At 68.6% G+C, this 14,644-nt stretch carries 16 protein-coding genes; 7 read left to right on the top strand and 9 right to left on the bottom strand.

Annotated elements, in window-relative coordinates; genetic code table 11:
- Positions 1-103: 103 nt before the first annotated feature.
- The 6 genes from trmB to ACIHAO_RS01735 all read right to left on the bottom strand — a co-directional run bounded on the left by trmB (position 104) and on the right by ACIHAO_RS01735 (position 5,058).
- A complete protein-coding gene (trmB, locus tag ACIHAO_RS01760; protein ID WP_396554778.1) occupies positions 104-787 on the bottom strand; it encodes a tRNA (guanosine(46)-N7)-methyltransferase TrmB in 684 nt (227 codons plus the stop codon).
- Positions 788-830: 43 nt separating this feature from the next.
- Complete coding sequence (locus tag ACIHAO_RS01755) at positions 831-1,346, bottom strand: hypothetical protein (RefSeq protein WP_370305303.1); 516 nt, start codon at positions 1,344-1,346, stop codon at positions 831-833.
- A gap of 195 nt (positions 1,347-1,541) precedes the next feature.
- Positions 1,542-2,294 carry a hypothetical protein gene (locus ACIHAO_RS01750; protein ID WP_396554269.1) on the bottom strand — a complete coding sequence of 251 codons (753 nt, stop codon included), beginning with the start codon at positions 2,292-2,294 and terminating at the stop codon, positions 1,542-1,544.
- Positions 2,291-3,211: an ABC transporter ATP-binding protein gene (locus tag ACIHAO_RS01745; RefSeq protein ID WP_396554268.1), complete on the bottom strand. Its 921-nt coding sequence runs from the start codon at positions 3,209-3,211 to the stop codon at positions 2,291-2,293. The genes ACIHAO_RS01750 and ACIHAO_RS01745 overlap by 4 nt, the downstream gene beginning before the upstream one ends.
- Before the next feature lie 149 nt (positions 3,212-3,360).
- Positions 3,361-4,092 (bottom strand): ABC transporter permease, encoded by a 732-nt coding sequence (locus ACIHAO_RS01740; protein ID WP_034314254.1) that lies wholly within the window; start codon positions 4,090-4,092, stop codon positions 3,361-3,363.
- A 27-nt stretch (positions 4,093-4,119) separates the two neighbouring features.
- On the bottom strand, positions 4,120-5,058 hold the full coding sequence (locus ACIHAO_RS01735; RefSeq protein WP_396554267.1) for an ABC transporter ATP-binding protein: 939 nt from the start codon (positions 5,056-5,058) through the stop codon (positions 4,120-4,122).
- 191 nt (positions 5,059-5,249) lie between these two features.
- On the opposite strand from ACIHAO_RS01735, the gene ACIHAO_RS01730 reads away from it, so the two are divergent.
- Together ACIHAO_RS01730 and ACIHAO_RS01725 are read left to right on the top strand one after the other, a co-directional pair.
- Entirely contained in the window at positions 5,250-5,828 is a 579-nt protein-coding gene (locus tag ACIHAO_RS01730; RefSeq protein ID WP_396554266.1) for a TetR/AcrR family transcriptional regulator, read from the top strand.
- A complete protein-coding gene (locus ACIHAO_RS01725) occupies positions 5,829-6,740 on the top strand; it encodes an SDR family NAD(P)-dependent oxidoreductase (protein ID WP_396554265.1) in 912 nt (303 codons plus the stop codon).
- 177 nt (positions 6,741-6,917) lie between these two features.
- Here ACIHAO_RS01725 and ACIHAO_RS01720 read toward each other — a convergent pair whose 3' ends face one another.
- From ACIHAO_RS01720 to ACIHAO_RS01710, 3 genes are all read right to left on the bottom strand, one after another.
- A complete protein-coding gene (locus ACIHAO_RS01720; RefSeq protein WP_396554777.1) occupies positions 6,918-7,331 on the bottom strand; it encodes a VOC family protein in 414 nt (137 codons plus the stop codon).
- 84 nt (positions 7,332-7,415) lie between these two features.
- A complete protein-coding gene (locus ACIHAO_RS01715) occupies positions 7,416-8,072 on the bottom strand; it encodes a response regulator transcription factor (protein ID WP_037307422.1) in 657 nt (218 codons plus the stop codon).
- Positions 8,069-9,265, bottom strand: a complete 1,197-nt coding sequence (locus ACIHAO_RS01710) for a sensor histidine kinase (RefSeq protein WP_396554776.1) — start codon at positions 9,263-9,265, stop codon at positions 8,069-8,071. Before ACIHAO_RS01710 ends, ACIHAO_RS01715 begins: the two co-directional genes overlap by 4 nt.
- Before the next feature lie 165 nt (positions 9,266-9,430).
- On the opposite strand from ACIHAO_RS01710, the gene ACIHAO_RS01705 reads away from it, so the two are divergent.
- The 5 genes from ACIHAO_RS01705 to ACIHAO_RS01685 all read left to right on the top strand — a co-directional run bounded on the left by ACIHAO_RS01705 (position 9,431) and on the right by ACIHAO_RS01685 (position 14,613).
- Positions 9,431-10,999, top strand: coding sequence for a dynamin family protein (locus ACIHAO_RS01705; protein ID WP_396554775.1), 1,569 nt, complete (start codon positions 9,431-9,433; stop codon positions 10,997-10,999).
- A gap of 124 nt (positions 11,000-11,123) precedes the next feature.
- Positions 11,124-11,603 (top strand): hypothetical protein, encoded by a 480-nt coding sequence (locus ACIHAO_RS01700; protein ID WP_396554264.1) that lies wholly within the window; start codon positions 11,124-11,126, stop codon positions 11,601-11,603.
- Complete coding sequence (locus tag ACIHAO_RS01695; RefSeq protein WP_396554263.1) at positions 11,600-12,256, top strand: TetR/AcrR family transcriptional regulator; 657 nt, start codon at positions 11,600-11,602, stop codon at positions 12,254-12,256. Before ACIHAO_RS01700 ends, ACIHAO_RS01695 begins: the two co-directional genes overlap by 4 nt.
- Positions 12,257-12,295: 39 nt before the next feature.
- Positions 12,296-12,781 carry a nucleotide exchange factor GrpE gene (gene grpE, locus ACIHAO_RS01690; protein WP_125779965.1) on the top strand — a complete coding sequence of 162 codons (486 nt, stop codon included), beginning with the start codon at positions 12,296-12,298 and terminating at the stop codon, positions 12,779-12,781.
- The gene (locus ACIHAO_RS01685) at positions 12,778-14,613 is read left to right on the top strand and encodes a dynamin family protein (RefSeq protein ID WP_396554262.1); all 1,836 of its coding nucleotides are present in this window, start codon (positions 12,778-12,780) and stop codon (positions 14,611-14,613) included. Before grpE ends, ACIHAO_RS01685 begins: the two co-directional genes overlap by 4 nt.
- Positions 14,614-14,644 lie beyond the last annotated feature (31 nt).

The raw sequence follows: 14,644 nt of genomic DNA, 5'->3' as shown, positions 1-14,644 counted from the left end.
GGGGGTGGTGTTTGCCCACCCCCAGGTCCCCACCGTGGGCGTTGGCTATTGGGCCTCCCCCCACGTCGGTGGGCGACCCTTCCCGACGAGCCGCTTACCCAGCTCAGACCCGCTCGAAGATCAGGTCGTGCGAGATCCGGCCTTCGACGTCGGCGCGGTTCTCGAACTTCGTGACCGGCCGCCACTCCGGCCGCGGCGCCCACCCGCCGGGCTCGCCGGCGTGGCGGTTGCGCAGGAGCGGCTCGGCCGAGCAGACCTCCATCATCTGTTCGGCGTAGTTCTCCCAGTCGGTCGCCATGTGGAAGGTCCCGCCCGGCTCGAGCCGCGAGGCGACCAGCGACACGAACTCCGGCTGCACGATCCGCCGCTTGTGGTGCCGCTTCTTCGGCCACGGGTCCGGGAAGAACAGCCGGACCCCGGACAGCGAGCCCGGTTCGACGTGCGAGGTCAGCAGCACGACGGCGTCACCGTGCATCAGCCGCAGGTTCTTCACCCCGAGCTTCTCGGCACGCAACATCAGCTGGCCGAGGCCAGGTTCGTACACCTCGACCGCGACGTAATTGAGCTCCGGGGCGGCGGCCGCGAGCTGGGACGTGGTCTCGCCCATGCCCGAACCGATCTCCACCATGACCGGGGCCCGCCTGCCGAACCACTCGTCGAAGTCCACCGGGCCCTCGGGCAGTTCGCCGACGGTACGGCCGAGCGACGGCCAGAGTTCGTCCCAGGCTCGCTGCTGCCCGACGGTCATCCGGCCGCCGCGTTTGACATAACTGACCACGCTGCGCATCCGTGGCTGGTCCTCGTTTTCCACCCACCCATTAAACGTGGGGTTACCGGACCGCTTCGAACTCCCCCAGCCGCGAGCGCAGGCCCGCGAATCCGGCGACCGGGATCGGCGACGGCGTCGTACTGGAATGGGCGGGGAGGACGTCGATCCAGCCGTCGTGACGGCTGGTGTTCAGCACGGTGGTCGGGATCGAATGTCCGGACGCTCCGCGTTCGGAAGGCATGAACTCCCAGTAACCGGATTCTCCGTCCGCGGCCCACGGGACGAATTCCCAACCTGGCCGCCTGCCGAGCAGGCCTGCGATGCGATCTTCGATGCGGAAACCGAGTTCCCGCGATTCGAGCCTGCCGTCCACGACGGCACGGAGCCACCACGGCGCGGGAATTTCGCCGTGCATTCCACTGGACGCGCGGTACAGCGCGACAACGAGATCTTCGGGTGCGCGGTGCACCCAAGCGCGGCGGATATCGGATGGCCGCGTCGCGGACGCGACCGTGCGGGGCAGTTCGATCGCCTGTGACCATTCCAGGTCGAGCATGGGCTCGAGCCGGGGCTGCATACTTTCCGTGCGGGCTTGCGGGATCTTGCGTTCCACTCCCTGACCGGAATCCACCGTCAAGGATCACCTCCGGGGCCGAAGAGCCGAAATGGGCTCATCCCGAGCATCGCCCGGTGGGGAACAGTATGTCCGCTTCCTGTGAGAGAAGCCACAGCCTCTTAACGTGGACTTAACTCCTTTGGAGGCGGTAAAAGCTCACGCGTCCCGTCGATGGGTGATCATCAGCCCGGCCGTATACACAATCACGCAGATGCCGCCGAAATAAGCCAAATAACCCCACGGGCCCAACGGCGGTTCGAGTTTCAACATCGCCACCGTGAGATCCGGTCCGGAAAACTGATTGGCCGCGAAGAACGGCATCCACTGGTAGATGTCGCCGCCCACTTTCGGAATCAGCACGACGAGGCCCTCGATCAACTGCGTCCAGACCAGCGCGAACCCGAGGGCGAACGCGGGGTTGCGGAACAGCAGCCCGAGACCGACGCCGAGCAGCCCGGTCAGGAGGAAGGTCAGGCCCTGGCCCGCCACCGCGCGCCAGTCGGCTCCCGAGGCGATGCCAAGGCCGGCGGCCGGTTCGATCAGATACGCGACCGCCCACGAGCCGAAGCCCACCAGCAGCCCGATCAGCCCCGAGAACACCCCGACGACGGCGCCCTTCGCCAGCAGCGCGGGCACCCGCGAGGGCACCGCCTGGAAGGTGAGCTTCATCGTGCCCCAGTTGAACTCCGTCGCCGCCGCGAGGATGGCGAGGACCAGCACCACGGTGCGGCCGAGCGCGCTGGCGACCTGGGTCGAGTTGACGCCCGTCTGGCCTTCGAGCGGCACGAAGCCGAAGAAGAGCGCGGTGTAGGCGAGCGCGACCACGACCGCGATCCCCGCGCACCACCAGGGCGCGCGGGTGCTCAGCAGTTTGATCCGCTCCGCGCGGAGCATGTTCGCCGCGGTCATCGGACGACCTCCGGAACCGGGCCGGTGCCGTATTCGACGGCTCCGGCGGTGAGCTGCATGTACGCCTGTTCGAGCGAGCCGGTGAGCGGCTTCAGCTCGTGGAGGGTCGCGCCGGCGGCGAACGCGAGTTCGCCGATGTCGTCGCTGTCCATTTCGGACACGATGAGCGCGCCGTCCTCCTCGCGGAATCCGGCGCCCTTCTCGGTCAGCGCCGTCCGCAGTTCGGGCAGCTGCGGGCTGCGGACCCGGACGCCGAGGCCCTTCGCCCGGCCGATGAAGTCCTCCATCGTGCCCTGGTAGATCAGCTTTCCGCGGCCGATCACGACGAGGTCCTGCGCGGTCTGCGCCATCTCCGGCAGCAGATGGCTGGACACGAACACGGTGCGGCCCTCGGCGGCGAGCGCGTGCATCAGCTTCCGGATCCACACGATGCCCTCGGGGTCGAGCCCGTTGACCGGCTCGTCGAACAGCAGCACGCGGGGGTCGCCCAGCAGCGCCGTGGCGATCCCGAGCCGCTGCGACATCCCGAGCGAGAACTGCCCGGCCCGTTTGCGGGCGACCGGTTCCAGCCCGACCAGCCGCAGCACCTCGTCGACACGCTTGTCCGGCAGGCCGTTGGTCGCGGCGATCCACCGGAGGTGCTCGCGCGCGGTGCGGCCGGGATGCCGCCAGGTGGCGTCGATCATGCCGCCGACCGTCCGAAGTGGATCACGCAGTTCGCGGTAGGCCTTGCCGTCGATCGTCACCGTGCCCGACGTCGGGTTGTCGAGCCCGAGCATCATCCGCATGGTGGTGGACTTCCCCGCCCCGTTGGGGCCGAGGAATCCCGTCACCCGCCCTGCTTCGGCGGTGAAGGAAAGGTCGTCGACGGCGAGCTTGTCGCCGTAGCGTTTCGTGAGTCCGGTGGCCTCGATCATCAGCCCTCCCTCCGGTGGATTCCGACATTACGCGGGAAAGGACCGGGCTGCCCCCCGATTAGGCGGCCCGGTCCTTGTTCCCCTTTTTCTCCCCGCCCGGACGTCTCACTCCCCCGAGTGAGACGTCCGGCTTTCCCCTGTGGAAGTCCTTACGCGTCGCGCTTGTTCGCGACGACCAGCGAGATGACCAGCAGCACCAGCGCGAAGCCGGCGAAGTAGGCCAGCGATCCGGCCTGGCTCAACGGTGCTTCCGCCCTGGCGGGGCCCGAACCGGTGAGGAACCTGTCGGCGACACGGAACGGCATCCACTCGTAGATGTCCTTGCCGATCTTCGGGATGAGCTGGATCAGGTTCTCCACCGCGAGGGCGTAGATCAGCACGAGTGAGATGGCCCCGGCGCTGTGCCGGATCAGGATGCCGACGGCGATCGCGATCACCGAGGCGAGTGCGAACACCACGCCCACCCCGGCGACACTGGTCCACTCGGCGGCGGTGTTCAGTGCGAGGTCTTCCGGCCGCATGACCGAGGCGAGACCCCAGGCGCCGAACGCGGCGACCTCGCCGACCACGAGCGACAGGGCCGCGACCACGCCGGTCTTGGCCAGCAGCGCCGCGGTGCGGTTCGGGACGGCCTGGAAGGTGGTCCGGATGGTGCTGAAGCGGTATTCGGTGGTCACCGAAAGCGCGGCGAGCACCATGATCACGGCCATGCCGAAGCCGTAACCGAACTGGGTCAGGCTGACGTCGGTGAGTTCCCCTTCGGGTGCGGCACCGGAGACGATGGCGGCGAAACCGATCACGACCGCGAGTGCGGCCAGCGCGCACCACCAGGGTGAGCGTGTGGTGAACAGCTTGATGCGTTCCACGGCGAGCAGAGTCATGGCTTTTCTTTCTCGGAAGGTGAGCGGCTACTGGGCGGCTGTGACCACTTCGGCGGCTTCGGCTTCAAGACCCGTGTGGTACTCGACCGAATCGCCGGTGATCTGCATGAAGGCCTGCTCCAGGGAGCCGGTCTGCGGGCTGAGCTCGTGCAGCACGATCTGGTTGGCCGCGGCGATCTCGCCGATCTTGTCACTGTCCAAACCGGACACGACGAGCGAGCGGTCGGCGTCGGTGACCTGGGCGCTCGCCTGGGTCAGCGCGGCGCGCAGCGCGGGCAGTTGCGGCGACCGGACCTTGACCGTGTTCTCGGCGGCCCGCGAGACGAAGTCCTCGGTGGAGGACTGGGAGATCAGCTGCCCCTTGCCGATCACGACCAGGTGGCTCGCGGTCAGCGCCATCTCCGAAAGCAGGTGCGAGGAAACGAATACCGTGCGGCCTTCGTCGGCGAGCCGGTGCATGAACTTCCGGATCCAGAGGATGCCCTCGGGGTCGAGGCCGTTCACGGGCTCGTCGAAGAGGAGGACCTCCGGGTCGCCCAGCAGCGCCGCCGCGATCCCCAGCCGCTGCGACATGCCGAGGGAGAAACCGCCGGCGCGCTTTCCGGCGACGCTGGTGAGCCCGACGGTCTCGAGCACCTCGTCGACCCGGCTTTCCGCGATCTTGTTGGACTTCGCCATCCACCGCAGATGCGCCCGCGCCGACCGGTTGGGGTGCACCCACTTGGCGTCCAGCAGCGCGCCGACCGTCCGCAGCGGTTCCTTCAGTTCGCGGTACAGCTTGCCCCCGATGCGCACCTGGCCCGCGGTCGGATTGTCGAGGCCGAGGATCATCCGCATGGTCGTCGACTTCCCCGCCCCGTTGGGGCCGAGGAATCCGGTGACCTTCCCGCCCGCGACTGAGAAGGACAGGTCGTTCACCGCCAGTGTCCTGCCGTACCGCTTGGTGAGGCCCACTGCCTCGATCATGTCTGCTCCCCTCGGCGACTGCGAGAACAATCGTCGTCCATGTGGGTGGTCGAGCGCGTCATCCTGAGGTGCCAACCTGATACCCGACCTGAGACGTAGCTTGCCGTCTCCAGGCGGCGTACGCGATCGGTGATGCCCCTGAGAGTGACCCTGATTCGCCAGGGTTAATGAACCATGGTTCAATAACTCCCATGGCGAGGCCTCGCACCATCACCGACGAACGACTGCTGACCGCGGCGGAGACCGTGATCGGCATGGTGGGCCCGGGTTTCACGCTGGCCCAGGTGGCGGCGGAAGCCGGGGTCGCGGTCGGCACCGTCGCCCAGCGATTCGGCTCGAAAAACGGCCTCTTGCAGGCATTGAGCCGGTTGAACACGCGGTCGGTCGTCGGGCGGATGCGGGACTGCGGCGAGCTGTCCGATCCCGTCGAGGCACTGCGGGCGGCGGTCGTCGTGGTCTACGAGGGGCTGGGCACCCCGGAGACGGCGGCGAACCATCTCGGGCAGCTGGGGGCGGACATCGGGGATCCGGAACTCCGTGCCCTGCTGGGTGAACATTTCACCGCCGTGGAGGCGGAATTGCGGCGGCTGACGCGCGTCGCGGCACGGGACCTGCCGGGCGCGCCCGGCGTCGTCCGTGCGGCGCGGGTGCTGCTGGGGGTGGCGAACGGGGCCGCGCTGGACTGGTCGATCCGGCCGAAGGGCCGAATCCTCGACCGCATGGGGCAAGACGTGGACGCGGTGCTGACCGCGTGGAAAGGAGTGTCCTGAATGGACCGGAAAGTGGCCGTGGTCACGGGGGCGACGCGGGGCTGTGGCCGCGCGATCTCGGTGGAACTGGGCAGGCTCGGCTGGACGGTGTTCGTCACCGGCCGCACGACACGCGAGCACCAGTCGCCGATGAAGCGGTCGGAGACGATCGAAGACACCGCGGAACTCGTCGACGCCGCGGGTGGGCGGGGCATCCCTGTCCGGACCGACTTCACGGTGGTGTCCGATGTGGACGCGTTGAAGGCGCGGATCGAGTCCGAAGTGGACGGACGGATCGACGTACTCGTCGACGACGTCTGGGGTGGTGACCCGTTCGCGGACTTCGAGGGGGCGTACTGGGACTCCAGCCTCGACGACGCGCTGACGCTGGTGCACAACGCGATCGACACGCATCTGATCGCGTTGCATCGGCTCCTCCCGCTGGTGGTGAAGCGCGAGGGCGGCCTCGTCATCGAGGTCACCGACGGCGACCACGACGAGTACGTCGGCGCGGGGATCCCGTACTTCCTCGCGAAATGCGGGATCCGCGCGATCGGCAGGGCACTCGGCGCCGAATTGAAGAAGTACGACTGTGTCGGCATGACCGTCACGCCGGGCTTCCTGCGTTCGGAAGCCATGCTCGACTACTTCGGCGTCACCGAGGAGACGTGGCGGGACGCGGTCGGCAAGACGGCGCCTGTCGACTTCGCGATCTCGGAGACCCCGGCGTTGCTCGGGCGAGGGGTCGCGAAGCTGGTCACCGACCCGGAGGTCTCGCGGTTCGCGGGCAAGACGCTCGCGTCGTGGACGCTGATGAACGAGTACGGCCTGACCGACGTCGACGGCTCACGCCCCGACTTCGGCAAGTGGATGGCCGAAGTCCGGGACGCGGGCAAGGATGCGGAGACGGCGGACCACGCCCTGTACCGCTGAGAGCGTGCTGGCCGACCCTCGCCGAAAACCGCACATGCCGCCAGAAGGTGTCCTTTGTGGACTCTCGGCCCGTCTGGTTCCCGTCGACCGTCCGGAATAATGCCGTGAGGGCCTCCTTCCCTACTTTCAAGGTAGGGAAGGAGGCCCTCACGGCATGGCACGTTGGCCTTGCCTTCATTACTTCTTCCCGGCCAGCACGTCCAGGTAGTGCTGGTTGACCATGACGCCGAGGACGTTGCCGAACGGGTCGACGACGGCTGCGGTCACGAAGCCCGGCCCGCGCTCGATGATCGGCTCGTACTCCTTCGCGCCCTTCTCGAGCAGCTTCGCGAAGACGTCCTCGACGTTGTCGACGGCCCAGTTCGCGATGGCTCCGCCCGGGCCGGGCTGGGCCAGCGGCGGTCGGTAGTCGCCGCGGACCAGGCCGAACTCGTGCTGGTAGTCGCCGATCCGGTACTCGACGTAGGCCGGCGCTCCGTCGGGACCGTTGCGGACGAAGTACGGCTCGATCCCGAAGAGATCGGAGTACCACTCGATCGCGGCGGCCATGTCGTCGGCGTAGAACGTGGTGGTGGTGAGACCTCGCAGCATTTCCTTCTCCTCCATCAAGTGACTCTGGAGACAAGGATCCACCGCAAAGTGCTCACCGAATGACCACTTTTCCGGAGGACTTTCTCAGCTGACCCCGGGGCGCGCCAGGCCGGTCTCGTAGGCGAGCACCACGGCCTGCACCCGGTCGCGCAGGTCGAGCTTCGACAGGATCCGCCCCACGTGCGTCTTCACCGTCGCCTCGGACAGGAACAGCGTCTCGGCGATCTCCAGGTTCGAGAGGCCCTTCGCGATCAGCACGAGCACCTCGCGCTCCCGTTCGGTGAGGACGTCGAGTTCGGCCGCGTCCCGCATCGGCTTTCCGCCGCCGCCGACGAAGCGGTCGAGCAGCCGCCTGGTCACCGAAGGCGAGACCACGGCGTCGCCCGAAGCGACCGCCCGCAGCGCCGACACCAGGTGATCCGGCTGGGTGTCCTTCAGCAGGAACCCGCTCGCGCCGCCCTGCAACGCCGAATAGACGTACTCGTCCAGGTCGAACGTCGTCATCACGAGCACCCGCGCCGTCCCGGCCTCGACGATCCGTTTCGTCGCCTCGACCCCGTCCAGCACCGGCATCCGGACGTCCATCAGCACGACGTCCGGCCGCAGTTCTTCGGCGAGGCGGATGGCCTGCGCCCCGTCACCGGCCTCGCCGACGACATCGATGTCGGCCTGCGCGCCCAGGACCATCCGGAACCCGACGCGCATCAATTCCTGGTCGTCGACGACCACCACCCGTATCACGTCGCCAACCTAACCGGGAGCCTCGCGTGCACTTGCCACCCTCCACCGGGAGCGGGTCCGACCTCCAGCGTGCCGCCGAAGACGTTCGCCCGTTCCTTCATTCCGATCAATCCGTTCCCACCGGGGACGGTGAGTCTCCGCGGGCCCGACGGCGCGCCGTGCGAACCCGTCTTCGTCGCGGCGGGCACCAGCTGGTTCGCGCGGCCGGCGCCGTCGTCGGTGATCCGGACGTCGATCACGTCGGCCTCCCGGCGCACCAGCACCTCCGCCTGCGCGCCCTGTCCGGCGTGTTTCAGCGTGTTCGTCAGCGATTCCTGGACGATCCGGTACACGCCGAGCGAGACACCGGCGGGCAGCCCGGCCAGCGCTTCGGAACCGATCGCCAGCGTCACCGGCACACCGGCCTGGCGGATCCGGTCCGCGAGGTCGGTCAGCGCGCTGGCGTCCGGCTGCGGCACCCGCGGCTCGTCGTCGCCGTCACTGCGGAGCACGTCCAGCAGCCGTCGCAGCTCGGCGAGCGCGCCGCGGCCCGTTTCCGAAATCGTCTGAAGAGCCCGTTTCGCCATCTCGGGATTTCCGTCGACCGCGTAGGACGCTCCGTCGGCCTGCACGACCATCACGCTCACCGCGTGCGCGACGACATCGTGCAGCTCACGGGCGATCCGTCCGCGTTCCTCGCCGACGGCGATCCTGGTGGCCTGGTCTCGTTCCGTCTCAAGCAGATGCAACCTGGCTTCCACCTCCTCGTGATAGGCGCGCCTCGCGCCGGCGAACTCGCCGAGCGTCCAGCACAGTGCGCTGGAGAAGATGCCGATGATCGCCAGCACCCACACGTCCTCCGGCGGGTCGGCCCACAGCTGGAGCCCGGAGGTGACCAGCGTCGCCAGCAGGTACAGCAGTCCCTGTTTGCGCCCGACGTAGACCAGCACCGAGTAGATGCTGATCATCACCGCGAACGCGCTGGCCGCGCCGAGCTCCAGCGCCCCGTGCGGGATGCCGATCAGCAGCACCAGATACGCCGACCACAACGTGGCCTTCCGCCGGAAGACCAGCGGCGCGACCATCGCGATGTCCAGCGGCACCGCCACGTACCAGGGCGGCATCGACGGCACTTCCGGCGTCTCGGCGGCCGCCACGTAAAGCAGCAGGTCGGTCAGCAGCAGGACGACGGCGATGGAACTGTCCCCCGCCATGGGGTGGGCACGCATCCAGAGGCTCAACCGTCGCACCTGGTAACACTATGTCGGCCTGTGCCGTTCGCGCGTCGGTCGCCGGTACCACCTTCGGTGCGACCCGAGGATGAGCGGCATGGCACGATTCTCCTCGGCAGGCTCGACGACTGGGAGGGGCAGAGCGCCGTGACGTCACCTTCGGAGCAGGGACGGCTCGCCGGTCCGCTGTCGATGTCGGTGGCCAATCTCTGCCATCGCCTGCAACCGCAGGTGTCCGCGCGGACCGCCGCCGGCTTCGCCGAAGTGCTGCGCAGGCTGGGCGGACCACTGCAGGTCGCCGTCGCGGGCCGGATCAAATCGGGTAAGTCCACCCTGGTCAACGCCCTGATCGGGCGCCGGGTCGCGCCGACCGACGTCGGCGAGTGCACCCGGCTGGTGACCAGGTTCCAGTACGGCACCGTCGACCGCGTCGAGATCGTCTTCAACGACGGCCGCAAACAGGTGCTGCCCTTCTCCGCCGACGGGATGATCCCGGCGGAGCTGGGCATCGACATCGACAAGGTCTCGCATATCGAGGCGTACCTCACCAACGCGGTCCTGCAGGGTATGACCGTCATCGACACCCCTGGCCTCGGCTCGCTCGACGCCGCTTCGGTGTCGCGGACCGAGGAGCTGCTGGGCGCGGCGAAGCACCGCAAGCCCGACGGCGACGAGGACGAGGACGAAGGCTCCGACGAGCTGGACGACACTTCGCGCAACGCCGTCGCGGGTGCCGAGGCTGTGCTTTACGTGGTCACGCAGGGCGTCCGTGCCGACGACCAGCAGGCCTTGGCCGCGTTCACCGCCGCGACCGCGAGCCGCGAGGCGGGTCCGGTCAACGCGATCGCGGTGCTCAACAAGGCGGACACCATCGCGCCGGAGTCGGTCGAAGGCTCGGGTGGCGACGTGTGGAAGGCCGCCACGCTCCTGTCGGAGAAGCAGGCTTCGACGCTGAAGCCCCGCGTCGCGGACGTGCTGCCGGTGATCGGGCTGATCGCGGAGTCGGCCGAGTCCGGCGGCTTCACCTCCCCCGACGCCGAAGCGCTGCGCCAGCTGGCCGAGATGGACGACGACATCCTCGAGACCATGCTGATCTCGGCGGACATCTTCACCAGCTGGGAATGCGACGTCGCGGCGGGCACCCGGCTGCGGCTGCTGGAGAAGCTGGACCTGTTCGGCGTCCGGTACGCCGTCGAGGCGATCCGCAAGGAACCCGAGATCACCGCGGGCTCGCTGCGGCGGAAGCTGCTCGACGCCTCCGGGCTCGAAGCCGTCCGCCAGCGGCTGAGCATCGTCTTCGCCGCCCGCGCCGACGGCATCAAGGCCGCCGCCGCGCTGGCTTCGGTCACCGCGCTGGCCCACGCGTCCGGCGACCCGGCCGAACGGCAGCGCGTCCACGACGCGATCGAGGTCCTGCTCGCCAAGCCCGAGGCACACCAGCTCCGGCTGCTCGAAGCGCTCACGCTGGTCGCTTCCGGCGCGGTCGACATGCCCGAGGACCTGTCCGAGGAGGTCCTGCGGGTCGGCAGCAACGCCGACATCGGCGCCCAGCTCGGCAAGCCGGGTGCTCCGCGCGCCGAGCTGGCGGCCCACGCCCTGGAACGTGCCGGCTGGTGGCGCTCCTTCGCGTCCTTCGGCGCGACGCCCGCCCAGAGCCGCGTCGCGCACGTCGTGCACCGGGCCTACTTCCTCATCTGGCAGCAGATCCGCGACTGACCCCTCCGCAATTGGTCACCTACTTGCCCCGACCGCACGCGCGCGCCGGAAAGCGTCCAGGCAAGTAGGTGACCAATTGCGGGCCCGGTTTGATAAACCGAGCGCTCGGTCTAATAATGGGCGCATGGAAACGATCGTCGACGAGCCCCAGTGGCTGCGCACGGCCTCCTGGCTCGGCTGTCCGCTGGCGGGCGCCGCGATCGGCTGGTTCCTCCAGTCGATCTCCGGCTGGGTGGCGTCCCTGAGCTGGGTCCCGTTCAAGGGCCCCTTCCAGCTCGTCTCGGACATGCCGCGGCCATGGGGCGTGGTCACCGGGATCGGCGTCGGCCTGGCCTTCGGCCTGTTCTTCGCCGCGGTCTGGGCGCACGAACGGCTGATCGTCAAGGTGACACCGACCCGCATCACGCTGACCGCCAAGGGCCGCAGTCGCGCGTACGAAGCCCAGCTGGAGGCCGTCTTCTTCGACGGCAAGGAGCTCGTCCTGCTCGCCGCGGACGGCCGTGAACTGGTGCGGCAGAAGGGTGACGTCGACCGCGAAGCCGTCGCCAAGGCCCTCCTCGACCACGGCTATCCGTGGCAAGACGAGCCGCCGGCGGTGAAATGAGGACGGTCGACCCGGCCAAACACGAGGCGAAACGCCGCGCCATCCTCGACGCCGCCGCGGGCTGTTTCGCGATGAAGGGCTTCGAGAAGACGACGACGGCGGAGATCTGCCGCGCCGCGGGGATCAGCACCGGCAGCCTGTTCCACTACTTCCCGAACAAACGCGCGGTCTTCGTCGGCATCTTCGAGCAGGACGGCGACGAGACCGCGGCCCTGCTCGCGGCCGCCGAAGAGATCGAAGATCCGGGGGAAGCCATCCTCCAGGTCATCGCCCATGTGTCGGAACAGCTTCTGCACCCGGTCATCGCCAAGCTCGTCCTCGAGGTCGCCGCGCAGTGTTCCCGTGACGCCGAGCTGGCCAGGCTCATCCAGCGCAACGATCGCGCACTGCGCGACGGTCTGGTCGGCCTGGTGACGCGGGCGGTGGACGCGGGCCGGATCGATCCCGGCTTCGCTCCGAAGACGGTGGCGAGCTGGCTGGTCGCGTTGGTCGACGCACCGCTTTCACGCGTGATTCTGGAGCCGGACCTCGATCCGAAAGCGGAACTCGCGGTGATGAAGGAGCTGATCACCAGATTCCTTCGTCCCGTTCTGCCGATTTCGCCCCCGGCCGACGGGCGTTTGGTCGACACTGGTGAAATCTCCCCGGGCTGATCAGCAGGCCCGGGACACCAGTTACGGGGGTCGATTCGGGTGGGTGCTTGGCTGCGCAAGAAGGCGGTCGACGAGGTGGACCCGGACGAAGTGCCGACCGGCCAGATCTCGGCGGCGATCATCGCCGAAGCGGATGGCGCGACTTCGCCGTCCGAGGGAACCGTGGCCGTCGAAGCCACGTCGAAGACCGATGTGGAGTCCACGACCACGGGTCCGGCCGACCTCGAACAGGCTCTCGCCGACCGGCAGGCGCTGATCCAGCTCTGCCTGTACGCCCTCGATCGCGCCCGCAGCGGCGGCGTCGTCGAGCGGCTGGAACACGGTCTCGCCGGGATCGGTGTCCGTGCCCTGCGCCCGGACGGTGAGCGGTTCGACCCCGCCGTGCACGAGGCGGGCGGCGCGGTCGCGACCGAGGATCCGGCGCTCGAAGGGCTCGTCGCGGAGACCGAGGTCGTCGGGTTCGCCGATCACGACCGGGTCCTGCGCGCGCCGATCGTCATCGTCTACGCGAAGAAGGCCCAGTGACCGCTCCGAGCGCGGCGGCCAATCTGCCGGCGGTCGTGAAGAGCACGCGCGAGCAGTTGCTCACCGTCGTCCGCGAAGCCGATCCTCAGGCCGCGAAATGGGTCGAGGACATCCGGAAGGCGCGGCCGAAGAAGCCGTCGGTCGTGGTGGTCGGCGAGACCAACCGCGGCAAGAGTTCGCTCGTGAACGCGCTCCTGTCCATGCCGGGACTGTCCCCTGTGGACGCCGACGTCGCCACGGCGACGTATCTGGTCTTCGAGCACGCCGAGCAGTGGTCCGCGCAGGCCTGCTACCCGGGCCAGCTGGCGCCGGTGCCGATCAACCTCAACGGCCTGATCCACTGGGTTTCGGCCGCGCACGACCTGCCGGAGGGGCAGATCCCGCCGCGTTACGTCGAAGTCTCCGGGCCGGTCCCACTGCTCGAACGAGTGTCCATTGTGGATACTCCTGGGGTCGGCGGACTCGACTCGATGCACGGCGAACTGGCGAAGGAGGCCGCCGCGGGCGCCACCGCGCTGCTGTTCGTCGTCGACGCCTCCTCGCCGTTCACCGCGCAGGAGCTGCACTTCCTGCAGGACATGGGCGAGCGCGTCGAAACCGTGCTGTTCGCGCTGACCAAGACCGACCAGTTCCGCGGCTGGCGCGAGGTCCTCGAAGCCGACCGGCGGCTGCTCGCCGAGCACGCTCCCCGGTTCGCCGACGCGGTGTTCCACCCGGTGTCCGCGCGGATGTTCGAAACGGCGGCCAAGGCCCCGAACGAGCAGATGGCCATGATGCTGCGGGAAAAGGCCGGGATCGGCGCACTGCAGGGCGCGTTGCAGGAGATGCTGGTCGGCCGCTCGGCGATGCTGGGCGAGGCCAACACTTTGCGCGCGCTGTCGAGCGCTCTCGCCGAGCTCAAGGCGAAGTTGCAGGCCGAAAGCCGTGCGTTGTCCGCCGGCGAGGCCGAGGCGGAACAGCTCCGCCAGCGCCGCGACGACCTGACCACCGAACGGCGCTCGTCGACGCGGGGCTGGCAGCTGAAGCTGCGCGCGGAGATCCAGCGGACCCGCGTCGAGGTCGGACACGAGACCAGTAGGCAGATGCGCGACGCGTCGACGCATTTCCGGCAGCAGATCGACGGCGCGAAACGGGACGCCCTCGCCGCGTTGCCCCAGCAGGTCGACATCGCGTTGCAGACGACGTCGCAGCGGATTTCGATGCTGCTCTCCCAGCGGCTCAACCAGGTCACCAACGTCGCGCTTTCGGAGCTGTTCTCGGCCGAAGAGCTCGACATCATCCGCGGCCAGTTCGCCAGGGCGGGCGGCCCGCCGGTCGTGCTGCGCCCGCCGGACAAGAAACCGCCGACGGCCGAGGACAAACTGCTCATCTTCATGGGTGTTTCCGGCGGTCTCGGCGCCGGGAAGGTCGCCGCGCTGCCGCTGGCGGGCGTCGCGATCCTGAACCCGGTGATCCTGCCGGCCACGATCATCATCGGCCTCGGCGCCGGCTGGTGGATGGCGCGCACCCGCAAACACGCCTCGGACAAGCAGCATATGAAGCAGTGGCTGGTCGAGGCGATCGCGGACGCGCGGTCCACGCTGGACCAGCTCGTCGCGGAGCAGCTGATCGAGGCCGAACAGCAGCTGTCGATGGCGCTCGACGAGGCCCTCGGCCGCCGCATCGACGCGATCGAGGCGGAGCTGAAGGAAGTCGACAAGACGATCAAGATGGGCGCGCAGGAACGGGCGAAGAAGATCTCGGTCGTCGCGAAGCGCCTGAAGGACGTCTCGGACGGTCGCGATCGCGCTGAGGCACTGCTCGGTCGCATCCGGTCACTGCGCGACGCCTGACCAGGGTGGTCCTGTTGTGGACCGGAACCGA

The organism is Amycolatopsis sp. NPDC052450 (assembly GCF_044547565.1).
Taxonomy (GTDB): domain Bacteria; phylum Actinomycetota; class Actinomycetes; order Mycobacteriales; family Pseudonocardiaceae; genus Amycolatopsis.
Note: the sequence above shows the minus strand (reverse complement) of the source record. Positions and strands in the feature narration are given on the sequence as shown.

Bases quoted from the DNA above. Each gene is read 5' to 3' on its own strand.
- trmB (WP_396554778.1), bottom strand. From the start codon at position 787: ATGCGCAGCGTGGTCAGTTATGTCAAACGCGGCGGCCGGATGACCGTC.
- ACIHAO_RS01755 (WP_370305303.1), bottom strand. From the start codon at position 1,346: ATGCAGCCCCGGCTCGAGCCCATGCTCGACCTGGAATGGTCACAGGCG.
- ACIHAO_RS01750 (WP_396554269.1), bottom strand. From the start codon at position 2,294: ATGACCGCGGCGAACATGCTCCGCGCGGAGCGGATCAAACTGCTGAGC.
- ACIHAO_RS01745 (WP_396554268.1), bottom strand. From the start codon at position 3,211: ATGATCGAGGCCACCGGACTCACGAAACGCTACGGCGACAAGCTCGCC.
- ACIHAO_RS01740 (WP_034314254.1), bottom strand. From the start codon at position 4,092: ATGACTCTGCTCGCCGTGGAACGCATCAAGCTGTTCACCACACGCTCA.
- ACIHAO_RS01735 (WP_396554267.1), bottom strand. From the start codon at position 5,058: ATGATCGAGGCAGTGGGCCTCACCAAGCGGTACGGCAGGACACTGGCG.
- ACIHAO_RS01730 (WP_396554266.1), top strand. From the start codon at position 5,250: ATGGCGAGGCCTCGCACCATCACCGACGAACGACTGCTGACCGCGGCG.
- ACIHAO_RS01725 (WP_396554265.1), top strand. From the start codon at position 5,829: ATGGACCGGAAAGTGGCCGTGGTCACGGGGGCGACGCGGGGCTGTGGC.
- ACIHAO_RS01720 (WP_396554777.1), bottom strand. From the start codon at position 7,331: ATGCTGCGAGGTCTCACCACCACCACGTTCTACGCCGACGACATGGCC.
- ACIHAO_RS01710 (WP_396554776.1), bottom strand. From the start codon at position 9,265: ATGGCGGGGGACAGTTCCATCGCCGTCGTCCTGCTGCTGACCGACCTG.
- ACIHAO_RS01700 (WP_396554264.1), top strand. From the start codon at position 11,124: ATGGAAACGATCGTCGACGAGCCCCAGTGGCTGCGCACGGCCTCCTGG.
- ACIHAO_RS01695 (WP_396554263.1), top strand. From the start codon at position 11,600: ATGAGGACGGTCGACCCGGCCAAACACGAGGCGAAACGCCGCGCCATC.